The 16805-nt window shown below is 64.8% G+C and carries 15 protein-coding genes; 9 read left to right on the forward strand and 6 right to left on the reverse strand.

The window, feature by feature from the left end; all coding sequences use genetic code 11:
* Nucleotides 1-94: 94 nt before the first annotated feature.
* The gene (locus tag I6L48_RS07655; protein WP_010672910.1) at nt 95-637 is read left to right on the forward strand and encodes a hypothetical protein; all 543 of its coding nucleotides are present in this window, start codon (nt 95-97) and stop codon (nt 635-637) included.
* Between the two features lie 71 nt (nt 638-708).
* Here the strand turns inward: I6L48_RS07655 and rimI are convergent, their stop codons facing one another.
* Nucleotides 709-1158, reverse strand: coding sequence for a ribosomal protein S18-alanine N-acetyltransferase (gene rimI / locus I6L48_RS07660; protein WP_103261185.1), 450 nt, complete (start codon nt 1156-1158; stop codon nt 709-711).
* Between the two features lie 74 nt (nt 1159-1232).
* Nucleotides 1233-1670 carry a DNA polymerase III subunit psi gene (locus I6L48_RS07665; RefSeq protein WP_216987911.1) on the reverse strand — a complete coding sequence of 146 codons (438 nt, stop codon included), beginning with the start codon at nt 1668-1670 and terminating at the stop codon, nt 1233-1235.
* A 215-nt stretch (nt 1671-1885) separates the two neighbouring features.
* Here I6L48_RS07665 and I6L48_RS07670 point away from each other — a divergent pair, with 215 nt between their 5' ends.
* Nucleotides 1886-3499, forward strand: coding sequence for an ATPase RavA domain-containing protein (locus I6L48_RS07670; protein WP_102983761.1), 1614 nt, complete (start codon nt 1886-1888; stop codon nt 3497-3499).
* Nucleotides 3500-3594: 95 nt separating this feature from the next.
* The gene (gene viaA, locus I6L48_RS07675) at nt 3595-5049 is read left to right on the forward strand and encodes an ATPase RavA stimulator ViaA (protein WP_042883353.1); all 1455 of its coding nucleotides are present in this window, start codon (nt 3595-3597) and stop codon (nt 5047-5049) included.
* Between the two features lie 12 nt (nt 5050-5061).
* Here the strand turns inward: viaA and I6L48_RS07680 are convergent, their stop codons facing one another.
* Nucleotides 5062-6066 carry a sensor domain-containing diguanylate cyclase gene (locus I6L48_RS07680; RefSeq protein ID WP_216987912.1) on the reverse strand — a complete coding sequence of 335 codons (1005 nt, stop codon included), beginning with the start codon at nt 6064-6066 and terminating at the stop codon, nt 5062-5064.
* A gap of 195 nt (nt 6067-6261) precedes the next feature.
* On the opposite strand from I6L48_RS07680, the gene I6L48_RS07685 reads away from it, so the two are divergent.
* The 4 genes from I6L48_RS07685 (at nt 6262) to I6L48_RS07700 (ending at nt 11519) form a co-directional block, all read left to right on the forward strand.
* Nucleotides 6262-8130: a diguanylate cyclase gene (locus tag I6L48_RS07685; protein WP_216987913.1), complete on the forward strand. Its 1869-nt coding sequence runs from the start codon at nt 6262-6264 to the stop codon at nt 8128-8130.
* 244 nt (nt 8131-8374) lie between these two features.
* A complete protein-coding gene (gene prfC / locus I6L48_RS07690; protein WP_089503670.1) occupies nt 8375-9964 on the forward strand; it encodes a peptide chain release factor 3 in 1590 nt (529 codons plus the stop codon).
* Nucleotides 9965-10132: 168 nt separating this feature from the next.
* Complete coding sequence (locus tag I6L48_RS07695) at nt 10133-10471, forward strand: nuclear transport factor 2 family protein (RefSeq protein WP_041211044.1); 339 nt, start codon at nt 10133-10135, stop codon at nt 10469-10471.
* Nucleotides 10472-10574: 103 nt separating this feature from the next.
* Nucleotides 10575-11519, forward strand: a complete 945-nt coding sequence (locus I6L48_RS07700; RefSeq protein ID WP_216987914.1) for a bile acid:sodium symporter family protein — start codon at nt 10575-10577, stop codon at nt 11517-11519.
* Nucleotides 11520-11572: 53 nt separating this feature from the next.
* Here I6L48_RS07700 and I6L48_RS07705 read toward each other — a convergent pair whose 3' ends face one another.
* Nucleotides 11573-12484, reverse strand: coding sequence for a MarR family transcriptional regulator (locus I6L48_RS07705; protein WP_042864394.1), 912 nt, complete (start codon nt 12482-12484; stop codon nt 11573-11575).
* Between the two features lie 192 nt (nt 12485-12676).
* Nucleotides 12677-13714, reverse strand: a complete 1038-nt coding sequence (locus I6L48_RS07710) for an alkene reductase (RefSeq protein WP_041214552.1) — start codon at nt 13712-13714, stop codon at nt 12677-12679.
* Between the two features lie 167 nt (nt 13715-13881).
* Between I6L48_RS07710 and I6L48_RS07715 the strand changes: the two genes are divergently transcribed.
* Nucleotides 13882-14448, forward strand: a complete 567-nt coding sequence (locus I6L48_RS07715; RefSeq protein ID WP_010672924.1) for a TetR/AcrR family transcriptional regulator — start codon at nt 13882-13884, stop codon at nt 14446-14448.
* 156 nt (nt 14449-14604) lie between these two features.
* On the opposite strand, the gene I6L48_RS07720 is transcribed toward I6L48_RS07715, so the two are convergent.
* The gene (locus I6L48_RS07720; RefSeq protein ID WP_039041291.1) at nt 14605-15516 is read right to left on the reverse strand and encodes a LysR family transcriptional regulator; all 912 of its coding nucleotides are present in this window, start codon (nt 15514-15516) and stop codon (nt 14605-14607) included.
* Nucleotides 15517-15661: 145 nt separating this feature from the next.
* Between I6L48_RS07720 and aguA the strand changes: the two genes are divergently transcribed.
* Complete coding sequence (aguA, locus tag I6L48_RS07725) at nt 15662-16759, forward strand: agmatine deiminase (RefSeq protein WP_216987915.1); 1098 nt, start codon at nt 15662-15664, stop codon at nt 16757-16759.
* The last annotated feature ends 46 nt before the right edge of the window (nt 16760-16805 follow it).

A 16805-nucleotide genomic window follows, 5' to 3' on the forward strand; every position in this document is an offset into this window, starting at 1 on the left:
TGTGCGCTATTTGTCCTGGATCACAAAGTCGTCAACCAGATGAGAGTGAGGCATGATAGGGGGCAGGGATCGGATTCGTTCAGGGAGTTGCACCATGAATATCGGGATCAAGAGCCTGTTCACCGGCGTGTTGCTGCTGTTGGCGGGGGCTGGCGCCCTCTGGTATCTGCTGGGGGGCGCGGGGGAGCAGGAGAATCCCTGGCTGAGCGGCGCCGAGGGCTATGAGCAGGCGCAGCGGCTGGCGCTGAGGGAAGGATACCCCTTGCTCTACGTGATCGAGCGCGCCAAGTGCCGACGCTGCAAGGCGCTGAATACCAGGCTGTGGCGTGCCCCCGAGATGCAATCCGCCCTGGCGGGGCTGGTGAAGGTGCGACTCAACCCGGATGCGGGGGATGGTAGCGAGCACATTCTGCGCCGCTTCCCCCAGGTTGCGACGGCCCCTGGCATCTATGTCCAGCGACCGGGTGAGCCGCTTCGCCCCATCAAGATCGCGGTGGATATCGAACAGATCTGGATGCCCGGCGTCACCTATGGTCGCGGCTTCTTCATGCCCCTCTCTGGAGCCGCATTCGAGGCCGTGCTGAGGGTGACCCTGAGCCTGGAAGACCCCTCCATCGACAACGCGCCCCTGCCCTGAGGGGGGAAGCGAAGAGGGGGAGTCAGGGAGGTCAGAGGGGGTGTCCGCTGACGGCGGCCTGCTGCGGGTTGTCAGCCGAAGTCGAACAGACGGGACATCAGCACGGCATCCTCCCTCTCCTGCCCGGTGCCGTAGTAGTCGGCGCGGCGGCAATACTCGGCAAACCCCTCGCTCTCGTAGAGGTTGATGGCGGTGCGGTTGCCGGCCCTGACCTCCAGGAACCAGGCCTCGGCCTTGCTGGCCTTGCTGCGGGCCAGGTACTCCCTGAGCAGCGCCCGCCCCAGCCCCTTGCCCTGAAAGTCGGGGTGTACGCAGATGTTCATCAGGGAGCTGTCTCCCGCCACCAGATCCGAGATGTAGAAACCGGCCGGTCGTCCGTCCACCAGCATCAGGCCGTTGAGATAGCGCGGCCCGAAGCAGGAGAGCAGGTTGGCCTGGCTCCAGGGCTCCTGGTGGGCGGCCTGCTCGATGGGGTAGATGGCTTCGAAGTCCGATTCGAGCAGGGGGCGAAAGTGGGGCAAGAGGTCAGACATGGTCACTCCGGACGGGATTCAGGCTTGCGATGGACACCATGGCCGTGCCATGGTCGTGAGCATCAAGGGGTGTGGCGCTGCCGGCACTGCTGCCAGAGGGCGCGCTTGTGTGCCCCATCGGGCTTGAGCGGGCAGACAAGGGCATCGGGCCAGCGAGGGTCCGGCGCCGTCAGCCAGAGCAGGGGCGAAGTGGCCCCCGCGGGTAGGGAAGGCATCTCGGACAACAGGGAGACCTCGTCCGTGCCAAGGCCGAGCCAGCGGCAGATGTCCCCGAGCAGGGAGGGCGCGGGCAGCGTCTCTGCCAGCAGCCAGAGCTTGCCGGTCGGCAGAGGGGCAGTCTCCTGCGGGGCCAGCACCTCGTCGGCGGGCGTGTTTCCCGGCTGTGCGGCGCCGTCGGGGCTGGTGCCTCCCGCCAGGAGTCGGCCTCTCTGTTGCCAGAGGGGGATGCCCATGCGGGCCAGGATGCGCTGGCGCAGCGGGTCCAGCAGGGGATCTTGCATGGCGAAGGCTCACTCTTGATCTGCGTTGGGGTAAATAATGATGCGCAGAGTACACTCTCGCGGGATTTGCTGCACCCCGGACGTGCGCTTTTCGCCCTGTGGCGATGGCAAACGAGCGCCCCCCGGGGGCAGAGATGACAGACAATGAGAGTGGGGCGGGGCCAGAGGCCGGACCCCGTCACCACGGATGACCTATCAGCTTCGGAACTGTGCCTATGCCGCCTTTAGCCCAGAATACTGTTCGTGCCACCCCCATTCATGAGCGCCTGCCACGGCTCCTTTCCGCCCTTGGTGAGGGACTGTATGAGCGCCAGGATGCCCTGCGGCTCGGCCTGCTGGCGGCCCTGAGTGGCGAGAGCGTCTTTCTGCTGGGCCCCCCGGGCATCGCCAAGAGCCTGATCGCGCGGCGCCTCAAGCTGGCGTTTCAGGATGCCCGCCATTTCGAATACCTGATGACCCGTTTCAGTACGCCGGAGGAGGTGTTCGGCCCCCTCTCCATCCAGGCGCTCAAGGAGGATGGCAAGTACCTGCGGTTGACCAGCGGCTACCTGCCGGAGGCCGAGGTGGTCTTCCTCGACGAGATCTGGAAGGCGGGCCCCGCCATCCTCAACACCCTGCTCACCGCCATCAACGAGCGGCAGTTTCGCAACGGCGACAGCCAGCACCCCATTCCCATGCGGCTGCTGGTCACCGCCTCGAACGAGCTGCCGGCCCCGGACAGCGGGCTGGAGGCGCTCTACGACCGCATGCTGGTGCGGGTCTGGATGGACAGGGTGCAGGAGAAATCCAACTTCCAGGCCATGCTGGCGAGCGATGGCCAATCCCATCAGAACCTGACCCCGGCGGTGCAGATTCGGGGGGAAGAGTACGACGCCTGGCAGGATGCCATCGAGCAGGTACGCCTGCCGGACGCCTGTTTCGAACTCATCTACCAGCTGCGCCAGCAGCTCGACAGCCAGCTCGGGCACGGCTGCTATGTCTCGGATCGGCGCTGGAAGAAGGCGGTGCGGCTCATCAAGGCGAGCGCCTTCTTCAATGGCCGCGACGAGGTGGCGCCCCTGGATCTGCTGCTGTTCAAGGATTGCCTCTGGCACGACGAGGCTTCCCGCACCGCGCTGCTGGAGATGATCGGCGAGTTTTCCCGCCTCTACGGCTACCAGCAACTGGCGCTGACCCGGGAGCTGCTCTCCCTGCGCGAGCAGTTCAAGCAGTTGCAGGGGGCGGTCGCCTTGCGCATCGGCTGCAAGGCGGTCAAGCGCAAGCAGTGGTTCGGCCGTCGCGCCCGCGGCACCGAACTGCCGCTGGCCAACGCCAGGCCGTTCGGCAAGCTGGTGCACTTCCAGCTGCTCACTCCGGCGCCCCTGGATGGCAGCGATCCCGAGCGCCTCACCGGCACCCTCACCTTCGATCGCACCCTGCTCTCTCACTGGCACCCCACCGGGGAGGCGCTGGTGGGCTGGCCTCTCGGCAACCCCAAGGAGGGGCACTACGAGCTGGTGCTGGACGAGCAGTTGCGGCTGCACGTGCTGGATATCCAGCGCCAGCCCGTGCCCCTGATGCTGGTGGAGCGCACCCCCATCCCCGAGGTGGTGATGGCCCCCTGGCTGTCGGCCCTGGACGACCTGACGGGCCAGGTGAACCGGGTGCTGCAAAACCTCAAGGGCCAGCGCAACCTGTTCGACCGTCACCAGCCCCATCTGTTCGTGGGGGACCACTGGCTGCGTCAGGTGGAGGACAGCTTCTTCGTGCTGAGCCGGGACCTGGAGCGGCTGGGGGCCGAGCTGCAGCAGTGGCGGGATCGTCTGCCTCTTCTCGATGCACAGGGGTGACGTCGCGTCTGACGTGGGGTTGGTGAAATAAACAGGATGAATAACATGTTTAGTCAGCATGGTACTCCATCACATCTCAACGCCCGGGGTGGCCCATGCTAGAGATCGGCATGATGGACCTGGGGCTGCTCATGGGGGAGGGGGAGCTGGCGGGGGAGATGGCGCTGCTGCTTGCCTCCACCCCCAAGATCTCCGAGTTCCTCAAGCGCTCGCCCCTGCAGGGGAAGCTGCTCAGAAAGCGCATCCAGACCTGGAGCGAACAGCTTGGGGAGGAGATGCGTCACAAGCCGGTGCCGGTGGCCCTCGAGCGGGAATACCTGCTCTATCAGGCCCACCGGCAACTGCCCCTGCCGGAGCTGGTGGGGCGCCTGCCCGCCCTGCTGGAAGCCCTTGAGCAGCACAGCCCTTTTGCGGGGGATGCCCGCAGCCTGGTGCGCCAGATAGTGGCCCAGCCCACCGAGGGGTTGCGCCAGCTCTTCATCGAGAAGTGGCGTGCCAGCCTGGTGGGCAGCCTGTTGCAGTTGCAGCAGCAGATAGCGGAGGCGGAGCGGGAGAAGCAGCGCCAGGAGATAGAGGATCAACTGCTGGCCAACCGGACCTTGGCCGATGCCCTGGATCCGCACCAGATCTCCGCCGGTGGGCTCTGGGATCTGGCCCAGGGGAGCTGGCACAAGCGCAGCCTGGCGCTGGTGAAGCAGTACGCCCGCATGTTGCAGCAGGAACCTCTGCTCGCGGAGATCGCCGCCCTGCTTGGGCGCAGCGAGCGGGAGCGGCGCAGCGAGGACAGGACGCTGCCGCCGGTGCCTGTGCACGAGCTGGAGGAGGTGCAAAGTGACGATGTGCCCGACGATCTGGTGGGGGTGCACCCGGCCAGCGATCTGATGCGCCTCCTGCCGAGCGAGGCGGTGATGCTGGCGCTGCCGGAGCTGGAGCTGGAGTTCTATCGCCGTTATCTGGAGCGGCGCCTGCTGAGCTACCAGTCGCGGGGCACCCTGCCGCGCCAGCGTCTGATGCTGCGCTCCCCCGAGCAGGGAGGGCAGGAGATGCAGCCGCGGGGCCCCTTCATCGTCTGCGTCGATACGTCAGGTTCCATGGGGGGCTATCCGGAGGAGTGTGCCAAGGCGCTGTTTCTCGCCCTGCTCAAAGGGGCGATGGAGGAGAAGCGGGGCTGCTATCTGATGCTCTTCTCCACCGAGGTGGCGACCCTGGAGATCACCGCCGACACCGGGCTTGAGAAGGCGGAGCGCTTTCTCTCCATGAGTTTTCACGGGGGGACCGATCTGGTGCCCTGCCTGGAGCAGGCCCTGACCCAGCTTGAACAACCCGCCTTTGCCAAGGCCGACGTGCTGGTCATCTCCGACTTCATCGCCCAGAACCTGCCCCACCCCCTGCTCGAGCGGATGAACCGGCGACGGGCGCAGCAGACACGCTTCCATGCGGTCGCCATGTCCCGTCACGCCAAGGCGGCCATTTTGCGGGTGTTCGACAACAGCTGGCTGCTCGATTGCGGCCTGCGTGGACGCCTGCTGCGGCGCTGGCAGCGCCATTGAGGGCGATCAGGCTCAGAGAGTGGGCCTGTGGTAGAGACCCCGTTCGTTGACCTGCTCCTGATCCAGCAGCGGCTGACCGCTTGGCTGGGCAATGTAAAAACCCCGCTTGCCGCTGCGCTTGACCCTGTACATGGCCTGATCCGCCCGGGCCAGCGCCGCGCCGAAATCGTCCTGGGGCCGGATGGCCGCAATTCCCATGCTCAGTCCCACCGAGGCGTCCCCGTTGGGCAGCTCGAAGGGGGTGGCGATGGCATCGATGCACTGGCGGGCGAGGTGGCTGGTGCGGGGATCGTCGCACGCCCAGGGCAGCAGCAGCACGAACTCGTCCCCGCCGATGCGCCCCAGCCGTACCTCCTCGCCGCAGCAGTGGCGAAGGCGCAGGGCGAGGGAGACCAGCAGTTCGTCACCTGCCCGGTGGCCCAGGTTGTCGTTCACCAGCTTGAAGTCATCGAGATCGATGAAGCAGATGGCCTGGTACTCCCCGGGAAAGTGGCGGTGCAGCGCGGTGCGGTTGAACAGGCCGGTGAGGGGATCCCGGTGGGCAAGCTGGGCGAGCTGCTGCTCGTACTCCTTCTCATGGGTGATGTCGATGTGGGTGCCCATCACCCGGACGGGGTTGCCCTGATCATCCCGCTCCACCACCCGGCCCCGGTCCAGCACCCAGGTGGTCTTGCCATCCTTGCCGATCATGCGGTGCATCGCCTGATAAAACGGGCTCTTGCCCTCCAGATGGTCGAAGAAGGCCAGCAGCACCTGCTCCCTGTCCTCCGGGTGAAGGTGGGCGCGCCAGACGTCGAAGTGGGCCGACAGCTCCTTGGGCTGGTAACCGAGCATGGAGCCCCAGCGCCGGTTGAAGATGATGAGTTTGCCGGTGGGCACATGGTTCTGCCAGATGCACAGGCCGGTGCCGTCCATGGCGGCGTCCAGCTTCTCCCGCGCGTCATCCGCGATGCGTTTGAGACGCTCGTTCTCCAGCAACAACCTGTCGTAAGCCTCCCTCAGCTCCTCGTAGGTCATTCCTCATCCCTTCCCCTGTTCGAAAGCATATATAGTCGATGCACTCTCTCCTTCTGTAAAGAAGGGGATAGGGGAGGCTCTCGTCCGATATGAGGCGTTTTCCCACCCTCTGACGGCTGTGCGCCCAGAGTCTGTGGGGATATGATGACAGCGATGAGCGCGGCGTCCGGCCAGTGAAGAGGAGAAAATGTCCGCATGAAGATCCTGATGGGAGGTGGTCTGTTGCTGTGGCTGGGGGTTGCCCTGGCCCAGGCGGCGCCACTGGCCGGGCACGAGTTGCAGCTGGCGTTGCAGCAGCTGGAAGAGTCGGCGATGCCGGTGCAGGTGTTTCGCGAGCGCGTCGCCGCCCTGACTGCCGGACAGGCACACTATCCGCCCGAGGTGCAGGGGCGTCTTGCCCGGCTGCAGTGCTGGGCCCAGCCGAGTGAACGAGACGAGGAGTTTCGCCGCGCGGTGGCGTTTGCCGAGCAGGAGCTGGCGCAGGCCCGTGCCCGCAAGGACAGGGTCACCGAGGTGGGGTTGCTCGCCTGTCGAGGCTATCACCGGCAACTGCTCGGCAACATGGCCGGGGCCGGGGAGGATTACGACGCCGCCCTGACCCTGGCTCGCCGGCTCGGGGATGAGCGCCAGCGTGCCGACATCCTGAGCCTGCGGGGGGAGATGTACTCCTACCAGGGGGAGCTGGCGGAGGGGCTGATGGATCTCATCGATGCCCACCAGCGATACGAGGCGCTCGGGCTGGAGGCCAAGGGGCGCGAGGTGCTCGCCAATATTGCCAATGCCTATCGCAGGATGGGGCTCTATGAGCGGGCCGAGAGCTACTTCAACGAGCTGGAACACGACTACCGGCAGCTCGGGGTCGAGGAGTACCTGGTGGATATTCACAGCCAGCAGGGGCTCCTCTACATCGACACCGAAGAGTACGACAAGGCGCTGCCCCTGATGGCCGAAGCGGAGCGTTACTATCTGGGATCAAACCAGGAAGGGGTCCTGGCCTGGAGCCGGATCGAGCTGGCCACCATCCTGCAGAAACAGGGCAAGCCGGACCAGGCCATGACCAAGCTAGATCAGGCGGCAGCCTCCCTCCATCAGGGGGAGGGGGCGGACAGCGTCACCCTGGGCCACTGGCACCTCGTCATGGCCGAGGTCCTCGAGGCCCTGAACCGACCCGGCGAGGCGTTGCGGCACCTGGACGAGGCCGAGCCCATCTTTACCCGGGAGCAGAACCTGCGCTTCCTCGCCCGGGTGCATGAAACACGGGCCCGGGTGCTGGAGCGTCAGGGGCACATCCAGTCGGCCCTCACCAGCCTCAAGACCTATGTCGAGACCCGCCAGGCCCTCGAGCTCAGATTGCGGGAACAGCGCTCCTTGCAGATGCGTTTCGAGTTCGATCTCGCCCGCAAGGAGCTGGAAAACCAGACCCTCAGGTCCCAGCAGCAGTTGCAGGCGGAGAAACTCAAGCAGTTGCAGGAGCGGCGCTACTGGCAATACCTGGTGGTGGCCCTGCTGCTGGTGGTGATGGGTACCCTGGTGGTGCACCAGCGCGGGCGCACCCGCAAGATGCAGCGCCTCGCCATGACGGACGAACTGACCGGCATCCACAACCGGCGCCAGATCCAGGCCAAGGGGCGCAAATGGTTCACCCAGACCCGGGAGGAGGGCAAACCCCTGTGCGTGCTGCTGCTGGATGTGGATCACTTCAAGAAGGTGAACGACCAGCTGGGCCACCACGTGGGGGACAGGGTGCTCACCGCCGTGGCCCAGTGCATCGAGGAGCAGTTGCGCAGCCTCGACAGGGTGGGGCGCAACGGCGGCGAGGAGTTTCTGGTGCTGCTGCCGGATACCCTCCTGAACGAGGCCGTCGAGGTGGCGGAGCGGATCCGCCAGGCCGTCGCCCGTCTCGAGATTGAGGGGGTGCCTGCGGATCACCCCATCCGCATCAGCATCGGCTGCGCCCAGTACAAACCCGAGGATGACAACCTGGGCGAGCTGGTGCGCCGGGCCGACGAGGCCATGTACGAGGCCAAGCTGGCGGGGCGCAACCGGGTGATGACGGCCCGGTGAGGCCGACCCCGGGCCCCCGTGATAGCGGGCTGGGTATTTTTCACTCGCGCGGGTATAATGCCGCGCAATTTTGCTTTGATCCGGGGCCAGACCCATGTAATGCAACGCGCTTCTCCTGTCTCCACCGGCGGTCACTGACCCGCCCGCGTGGTGTCGTTGTCTGCATGGGCGCCCTGATTCCAAGGTGCTGTCCCGCATTTTTCCCACGGTGGCTCCAGGCCGCCGCTCAATAGAAGAACGTCGAATTATGTCAGCTGAATTTCTGAGTGAAGTCTCCAAGAGACGCACTTTTGCGATCATCTCGCACCCGGATGCGGGTAAAACCACCATCACCGAAAAGGTCCTGCTGTTCGGACAGGCCATTCAGCGCGCCGGTACCGTCAAGGGCCGTGGCTCGGGCCAGCACGCCAAATCCGACTGGATGGAGATGGAGAAGCAGCGCGGTATCTCCATCACCACTTCCGTGATGCAGTTCCCCTACGCCGACTGCCTGGTCAACCTGCTCGACACCCCGGGTCACGAGGACTTCTCCGAAGATACCTACCGTACCCTCACGGCGGTCGACTGCTGCCTGATGGTCATCGACGCCGCCAAGGGTGTTGAAGACCGGACCCGCAAGCTGATGGAAGTGACCCGGCTGCGCGACACCCCCATCCTCACCTTCATGAACAAGCTGGACCGCGAAGTGCGCGATCCGATGGAGGTGATGGACGAGGTGGAGCGCGAGCTCAACATCATGTGCGCCCCCATCACCTGGCCCATCGGCTGCGGCAAATCCTTCAAGGGTGTCTATCACCTCTACAAGGACGAGACCTACCTGTATCAGAGCGGTCAGGGCCACACCATCCAGGAGAAGCGGGTGGTCAAGGGGTTGAACAACCCCGAGCTGGATGCCGCCATCGGCGACGATCTGGCGGCCCAATTGCGTGGCGAGCTGGAGCTGGTGCAGGGCGCCTCTCCCGAGTTCGATCACGATGCCTTCATCGCCGGCGAGATGACCCCGGTCTTCTTCGGGACCGCCCTCGGCAACTTCGGTGTCGACCACATGCTGGATGGCCTGACCGACTGGGCGCCAGCCCCCATGCCGCGCAAGGCCGAGAGCCGCGAAGTGGTGGCCACCGAGGAGAAGTTCTCCGGCTTCGTGTTCAAGATCCAGGCGAACATGGACCCGAAACACCGCGACCGTATCGCCTTCATGCGTATCGTGTCAGGCACTTACTCCAAGGGCATGAAGATGCGTCACGTGCGCATCGGCAAGGACGTCAACATCTCCGACGCCGTCACCTTCATGGCCGGTGACCGTGAACAGGCGGTCGAGGCCTGTGCCGGCGACATCATTGGTCTGCACAACCACGGCACCATCCAGATCGGCGACACCTTCACCCAGGGTGAAGATCTCAAGTTCACCGGCATCCCGAACTTCGCGCCGGAACTGTTCCGCCGCATCCGCCTGCGTGACCCCCTCAAGCAGAAGCAACTGCTCAAGGGGCTGGTGCAGCTCTCCGAAGAGGGGGCGGTGCAGGTGTTCCGTCCGCTCATCAGCAACGATCTCATCGTCGGTGCGGTCGGTGTGCTGCAGTTCGACGTGGTGGTTTCTCGTCTGAAGAGCGAGTACAACGTCGAGGCCATCTACGAGGCGGTCAACGTCGCCACCGCCCGCTGGGTGGAAGGGACCGACGTCAAGAAGTTCGAGGAGTTCAAGCGCAAGAACGAGGTCAACCTGGCCCTCGATGGCGGTGACAACCTCACCTACATCGCGCCGACCATGGTCAACCTGCGCCTGGCACAGGAGCGTCACCCGGACGTTCACTTCCGCCAGACCCGCGAACACTGATCACCCCGCCCGCACCCAGCGGGTGGCGGATGACCAGAGAGACCCCGCTTCGGCGGGGTTTTTTGTTATGGGGCGTTTCATTGGAAGGGGCGTAGATCCCCATCCGGGGCTTGATGGTTGAATAAAAATACAGGATAAGTGATTTTAATTTCACCCATGGAGAGAGACATGTCCGTCACCCAACCCGTAGAGGCGCAGTTTGCCGCCTACAATGCCCACGACCTCGACGCCTTCGTGGCCTGCTTTGCCCCGGATTTCAAAGGCTATCGCATGCCGACCGAGACGCCGAGCACAGTCGGCAAGGGGGCGCTGCGGGCCTTCTATGCGGAGCACAGATTCAACAACCCGCAGCTCAAGGCCGAGCTGCTGTCACGCACTGTCATGGGCAACAAGGTGTTCGATCACGAGCTGATCCACGGCCTCTCCCCCGAGCCCATCGAGAGCGTGGCGGTGTTCGAGGTGAAGGAGGGTCTTATCCAGACCGCCTGGTTCTATTTCCCTTCCTGAGCGCCGCGACACGGGCCTGCCGGCGACAAAGCTGGTATAAGAGAAAGTTCCCTGCGGGCATCCCCTGGTCTGCCCGCGTCTGGACAATAACAAGGAGTACACCATGCTTGGACGCATCACCCACCTCTTCCCGCTTTGGGCCCTGCTGTTTTCCCTGCTGGCCTACTGGCAGCCCGAGCCCTTCGTCGGCCTCAAGGGCCAGATAGTGCCGCTGCTGACCATCATCATGCTGGCCATGGGGCTGACCCTCAAACCCCAGAACTTCCTCGACGCGGTGCGCAACAAGAAGGCCATCGGCCTCGGGCTGGTATTGCAGTTCAGCGTGATGCCGCTGGCCGCTCTGCTGGTCAGCCTGTTGCTGGGCTTTGATGCCGAGTTGACCGTGGGCATGGTGCTGGTGGGCAGCGTCGCCGGTGGCACCTCTTCCAACGTGATGTGCTATCTGGCCAAGGGCGATGTGGCTCTCTCCATCACCATGACAGCTCTCTCCACCCTGCTCGGGGTCCTCGTCACCCCCCTGCTGGTGCAGCTGCTGGCTGGCAAGAGCGTCGACGTGCCGGTGCTGGACATGCTGCTGAGCCTGGTGAAGATAGTGCTGATCCCTGTGGTGTTCGGGGTGGTTGCCAATGTCTCCCTCCACTCCCTGACGGCACGTATCGAGCCCGTGCTGCCGCTCGTCTCCATGGCCGCCATCGTCATGATCATCGCCATCGTGGTCGCCCTCAACGCAGGGCAGTTCGCCAGCATCGGCCCCATCGTGGCGCTGGCGGTGATCCTGCACAACGGCATCGGCATTGCGGCGGGCTACTGGGTCAGTCGCTGGCTGGGCTTTGAGGAGCGGATCTGCCGCACCGTGGCCTTCGAAGTGGGGTTGCAGAATTCTGGCCTCGCCACGGCGCTGGCCATGAAATTCTTCACTCCCGCCTCGGCCATGGCTGGCACCCTCTTTTCGGTCTGGCACAACCTGTCCGGCTCTCTGCTGGCCGGGGTCTGGGCCAAGCGACCGCTTTCCCGGCCTGCCCGGACCCTGGAGCAGCGCGCTGGCTGATCAGGGGGTGACAGATGAAACAACAAGGGGCCATGGGCCCCTTGTTGTTTGAGCTAGTCGAGCGCCAGCACCATGCAGATCTCGCAGGCGTCGTGGCCCGTGCAGCCAAGGGGCCCCGGCAGGTGTTCGAAGCCCAGGGATTCATAGAGGGCGGTGGCTTCCCGCAGCACGGCGGTGGTCTCCAGATAGCAGCGCTGGTAACCCAGGGCGCGAGCCTCGGCCAGCGCCTGCAACACCAGCCGCCGTCCCAGCCCCAGCCCTCGCAGGGCGGGCAGGAAGTACATCTTCTGCAGCTCGCACACATCCGCTGCTCCCGCCAGCGGCGCTATGCCACCCCCGCCGAGAATGGCGCCGTCCGGTCCCTCAATCACCCAGTAGCGGCTGCGCTCCCCCTGATAGGTCTCGTGGAGAAAATCGAGGTTGGGATCCGCCACCCCGTACCCCTTGTCGGCGGTGAGGCCGTATTCGGCGGAGACGGCGCGCACCACGGCGGCGATCCGGGGATTGTCGGCCGGGGTGATGGGGCGGATGACGAACCCCTGCTGGCGGCGGGCGCGGGAGAGGGCGCTGCGATAGAGCCGCATGCCCTCCCAGATCTGCTCGCACTCGGCGGGGGAGAGCTGGGCCAGGGCCCCCGCCATGGTCTCGTCCATCTGCCGGTGCAGCTCCTCAAGCTGTGCCTTGCCCGGCTCGGTGAGGCTCGCCTCCTTGCTGCGCCCGTCCGAGGGGTGGGGTTGCCAGGCGATCAGCTCCCGTTCGGCGAGGCGGGCCAGGGGGCGGCTGGCGTTGGACTTGTCGATGCGAAGGCGCTCGGCAAGCTGCTGGTTGGTGGCGGGACCGTTCTCCAGCTCGATGAGCAGGTGGGCCTCCAGAGGGCTCAGGGCCAGCGAGCCGCACTGCTGGGAGAGCATGCCGAGTTCGCGTACCAGTTCCCTCGACAGGGCGCGCAGGGGGCGGGGATCCATGGGGTTGTCTCCTTGTGGTGGCATTTGGTTGTTATGCGCAACCAATACCATTTTTTGGTTGTTGATGACAACCATTTGCGTGAAAAAGGGCGAAAGACAGGCAGAAAAAAGGGCCCGGGAGAGGGCCCAAACATTGGAAACCCGCGCGGGGGCGCGGATCCCATCCTTGGTCTGGCAAGGTGCCGGCGAGGGTTAGACCAGCTCGGCCAGCATGGTGTCGGCATAGGGCACCAGGGCGTCGCCCTGTTTCACCTTGGCGAGGTAGTCCGGGTTGGCGATGAGGGGGCGACCGATGGCGACGAGGTCGAAGCGGTCCGCCTCGATGGCCTCGAGCGCGGTCTCGGCGCTGTAGTTGCCCACCCCCACCAGGTGGCCGTCGTAGCGGGCACGCAGGTAGTCGGAGGCGCGGCCGTCCAGGTAGTCGAAGGTGAGGCTGTCATCGAAGATACCCAGGTGCAGATAGGCCAGAGTACGCTGGTTCAGCTCGGCCAGCAGGTGGTCGAACACGGCGCGATCCCGGGCATCCCCTTCCAGGTGCACATAGGCGCCGGGGGAGAGACGAAGGCCGGTGCGATCCCCGCCAATGCGGGCGGCGATGGCATCCACTACCTCGAGGGCGAAGCGGCTCATGTTCTCGGGGCTGCCGCCGTAGTTGTCGGTGCGCAGGTTGCTGGCGTGGTGCAGGAACTGATCGATGAGGTAGCCGTTGGCACCGTGGATCTCCACCCCGTCAAAGCCCGCTTCGATGGCGTTGGCGGCGGCCTGGGCGTAATCCTCGACCAGCTGGGCGATTTCGCTCCCGGTCAGGGCGCGGGGTACCTGATAGACCAGCTCGCGCATGCGCGGCACCGTGCCCTCATGGGCGACGGCGGAGGGGGCCAGCACTTCGGCGTGGTGGAAGAAGGGGTGGGAGAGACGGCCCACGTGCCACAGCTGGGCGAAGATCTTGCCGCCGTTGGCATGCACGGCGCTGGTCACTTTCTTCCAGCCGGCGATCTGTTCGGCGCTGTAGAGCCCCGGGGTATTGGGGTAGCCCTGCCCGTCCGGCCGGATGATGGTGGCTTCGGAGATGATGAGGCCGATGTCGGCGCGGCGGCCGTAGTAGGCGGCCATCTGTTCGGTGGGCACCAGACCCGGGCCCGCCATGCAGCGGGTGAGGGGGGCCATCATGAAACGGTTCGCGAGGGTGAGAGTGTCGTTGAGGCGATAGGGCTGAAACAGGGTATTCATGATCGTCTGTCCTGAGGGAGTGATTCTTGAACGGGCATTCAAGACGTTTTTTGGTTTGTGTGCAAGTATTTTTTGAGCAAGCATTCAACATGGATTGACGGGGGAGGCTGGGGTAAACTTGCCGCCCTGTTTTTTCCGTCCCGCGGGACCTTGCCACCGGAGACCCCATGCGCAGCGCCGAATACGATCGGGATGCCGTCTTGCGAAACGCCATGGAAGCCTTTCGCGCCAAAGGCTATGCCAAGACCACCATGCAGGAGCTGGTGGCCGCAACCGGCCTGCACCCGGGCAGCCTCTATGCCGCCTTTGGCAACAAGCGCGGCCTGCTGCTGGCGGCGGTCGATCACTATGTGGCAGAGAAGGGGGCCCTGCGCCGCCGCTGCCTGGCACAGCCCAGCCCGCTGGCGGGGCTGCACGCCTTCCTCGAGCAGGTGGTGGACGATGCCCTGCAGGGCTCCTGCCTGCTGACCCGCACCCTGATGGAGCTGGCGGAGCAGGACGAGGAGCTGCACCTTCGCTTCAAGGCCATCTACGGCGAGCTGGAACAGGATCTGGCCGGGCAGCTGGCCCTGGCAAAGGCGCAGGGAGAGCTGGCAAAAGAGGGGGACATCCCCACCCTGACCGCCTTCTTGCAGGTCCATATCCAGGGACTGGTCACCTTCGCCCAGTGTCACCCCGACCGCCCTCTGCTGGCCGGTGTCGTTGCCCGGATGATGAGCGCCCTGCGGGCGTGATGGCGAGGATGGAAACAACAAAGGCTCCCGCGGGAGCCTTTGTTGTTGCTGGGAATGCCCCTCGCAGCAGGGGTTTTGCCCCCTTTCTCCCGCTCATTTACAAAAGAATGGGAGAAGGGTTGGGGATGAGGGGGCGGAACTGCCAGCCGCTGCCGCTTAGCCCGGATTCACCAGATCCTTCATCAATGCCTTCAACCAGATCAACGCCGGTTGCTGGGCGTGGACCGGGTGCCAGACGCAGTTGAGGTGATAGTCCGGCACGTCGTCGGGCAGGGGCAGGCTTTTCAGCGGCCAGTGGCTGGCGAGCAGCTCGGCCACCATGCTGGGCAGTACCAAGAGGTGATCGCTCTGGCTCACGATGGCGGCGGCGGACATATAGCTCTGGCTGTTGACCGAGATGGTGCGGCTATGGCCCAGGCTCTGCAAATAGCGGTCGAGGCTCGCCTCCGAGGTACCGAGCGGCGAGTGGAACACATGGGGCATCTCGATTAGCTGCTCGAGGGTGATGCGCTCCTCTTCCAGCTCCAGGGTGGCGCGCACCAGCCCGGCCAGGGGTTCGGTGAGCCAGGTCTCCTTGCCCAGATACCCCGGCACCTGCATGTACTCGTCAAACCCAAGCACCAGGTCGATTTCGCCGCTCGCCAGCTCGGCTTCGGGCAGGGTATCGCGCAGGATGCGGATCTCGATGGTGACGCCCGGCGCCAGCTTCCTGAGGCGCTGGATAAGGGGCGGGATCAGCACGCACTCCACGTAATCCGTGGTGCAGAGCACGAAGCGGCGCTTCGACTGGCGCGGCGCGAACTCGTCCTCCTCCCAGAGTTGCTGCTCCAGCAGCCGCAGCGCCTGCTGCACCCCCAGATGCAGGCGCTGGGCCCGGGGAGTCGGTAGCATCCCCTGGGGCGTGCGCACCAGCAGCGGGTCGCCGAGAAAGGCCCGCAACCGGCCGAGGGAGTGGCTCATGGCGGGCTGGCTGATAAAGAGCGATTCGGCGGCGCGGGTCACGCTCCCTTGCGTCATCAGGGCGTCAAAGGCGAGCAGCAGATTGAGGTCGAGCTGGTGCAGTTTCATGGGGGGATTATTCGCCGTGTTTATGGGACAATTAATCCTATTCATTTGATGGATGGGCGCGCAACTTCTTACACTGCGACCCACTCTTATTTTTCCAGGGTTCCCAGGCAAATCGGGGGCCTCAATCCATGCAAGGAGCCTTGCGATGAGCATCAAGACCATGAATTCCACGCCGGCCGCCGACGGCTTCACCATGCCCGCCGAGTGGGCTCACCAGCAGGCCGTCTGGATGATCTGGCCGTTCCGCCCGGACAACTGGCGGGAAGCCGGTCGCTTCGCCCAGGCCACCTTCGCCAAGGTGGCGGATGCCATCGGTGGCGCGACGCCGGTCTTTATGGGGGTGCCGGCCCAGTTTATGGAGCAGGCCCGTGGCATCATGCCTGCCCACGTTACCCTGGTGGAGATGGCCAGCGATGACTGCTGGGCCCGCGACACTGGCCCCACCATCGTCACCAACGCCGCAGGCGAGTGCCGTGGGGTGGACTGGGGCTTCAACGCCTGGGGCGGTCACAAGGGTGGTCTCTACTACCCGTGGAACCAGGATGAAGAGGTCGCTGCCCGGATGCTGGAACAGCACGGCATGGATCGTTACGACGCGCCGCTCATTCTGGAAGGGGGCTCCATCCATGTGGATGGCGAAGGCACCTGCCTGACCACCGCCGAGTGCCTGCTCAACGAAAACCGCAACCCGCACCTGAGCAAAGCGCAGATCGAAGCTTACCTGCGCGACTATCTGGGCGTCACCAGCTTTATCTGGCTGGACGAAGGGGTCTACATGGATGAAACAGACGGCCACATCGACAATATGTGCTGCTTCGTGCGCCCAGGTGAAGTGGCCCTGCACTGGACCGACGACCAGAACGATCCCCAGTACGCCCGCTCCCTGGCCGCCCTCAAGGTGCTGGAAGCGGCGGTCGATGCCAAGGGTCGCAAGCTGAAAGTGTGGAAGCTGCCCCAGCCGGGCCCGCTGTTCTGCACTGAAGAGGAGTCTGCCGGCGTCGAGAGCGGTACCGGTGTGCCGCGCGAGGCAGAAGGCCGTCTGGCCGGTTCCTACGTGAACTTCCTCATCACCAACGATCGCATCGTCTATCCGCTGCTGGATGCCGCCACCGACGGCGAAGCCCAGCGCATTCTGGAAGAGATCTTCCCGGAGCATAAGGTCGTCGGCGTACCGGCCCGCGAGATCCTGCTGGGCGGTGGCAATATCCACTGCATTACTCAGCAGATCCCCTCCGGCAAATAAGAACCGGATGACGATCCTGCTGCGAGGCCGTGATCAAGGCTCATTT

Origin of the sequence: Aeromonas sp. FDAARGOS 1418 (assembly GCF_019048585.1) — a bacterium.
Taxonomy (GTDB): Bacteria; Pseudomonadota; Gammaproteobacteria; order Enterobacterales; family Aeromonadaceae; genus Aeromonas; species Aeromonas caviae.

What these genes read in the sequence shown, in the direction of transcription:
- I6L48_RS07705 (WP_042864394.1), bottom strand. Translation starts at nt 12,484, where the DNA reads ATGGATCCCCGCCCCCTGCGCGCCCTGTCGAGGGAACTGGTACGCGAA.
- I6L48_RS07700 (WP_216987914.1), top strand. Translation starts at nt 10,575, where the DNA reads ATGCTTGGACGCATCACCCACCTCTTCCCGCTTTGGGCCCTGCTGTTT.
- I6L48_RS07670 (WP_102983761.1), top strand. Translation starts at nt 1,886, where the DNA reads ATGCCGCCTTTAGCCCAGAATACTGTTCGTGCCACCCCCATTCATGAG.
- I6L48_RS07665 (WP_216987911.1), bottom strand. Translation starts at nt 1,670, where the DNA reads ATGCAAGATCCCCTGCTGGACCCGCTGCGCCAGCGCATCCTGGCCCGC.
- I6L48_RS07685 (WP_216987913.1), top strand. Translation starts at nt 6,262, where the DNA reads ATGAAGATCCTGATGGGAGGTGGTCTGTTGCTGTGGCTGGGGGTTGCC.
- I6L48_RS07695 (WP_041211044.1), top strand. Translation starts at nt 10,133, where the DNA reads ATGTCCGTCACCCAACCCGTAGAGGCGCAGTTTGCCGCCTACAATGCC.
- I6L48_RS07720 (WP_039041291.1), bottom strand. Translation starts at nt 15,516, where the DNA reads ATGAAACTGCACCAGCTCGACCTCAATCTGCTGCTCGCCTTTGACGCC.
- aguA (WP_216987915.1), top strand. Translation starts at nt 15,662, where the DNA reads ATGAGCATCAAGACCATGAATTCCACGCCGGCCGCCGACGGCTTCACC.
- viaA (WP_042883353.1), top strand. Translation starts at nt 3,595, where the DNA reads ATGCTAGAGATCGGCATGATGGACCTGGGGCTGCTCATGGGGGAGGGG.
- I6L48_RS07715 (WP_010672924.1), top strand. Translation starts at nt 13,882, where the DNA reads ATGCGCAGCGCCGAATACGATCGGGATGCCGTCTTGCGAAACGCCATG.
- I6L48_RS07655 (WP_010672910.1), top strand. Translation starts at nt 95, where the DNA reads ATGAATATCGGGATCAAGAGCCTGTTCACCGGCGTGTTGCTGCTGTTG.
- I6L48_RS07710 (WP_041214552.1), bottom strand. Translation starts at nt 13,714, where the DNA reads ATGAATACCCTGTTTCAGCCCTATCGCCTCAACGACACTCTCACCCTC.
- I6L48_RS07680 (WP_216987912.1), bottom strand. Translation starts at nt 6,066, where the DNA reads ATGACCTACGAGGAGCTGAGGGAGGCTTACGACAGGTTGTTGCTGGAG.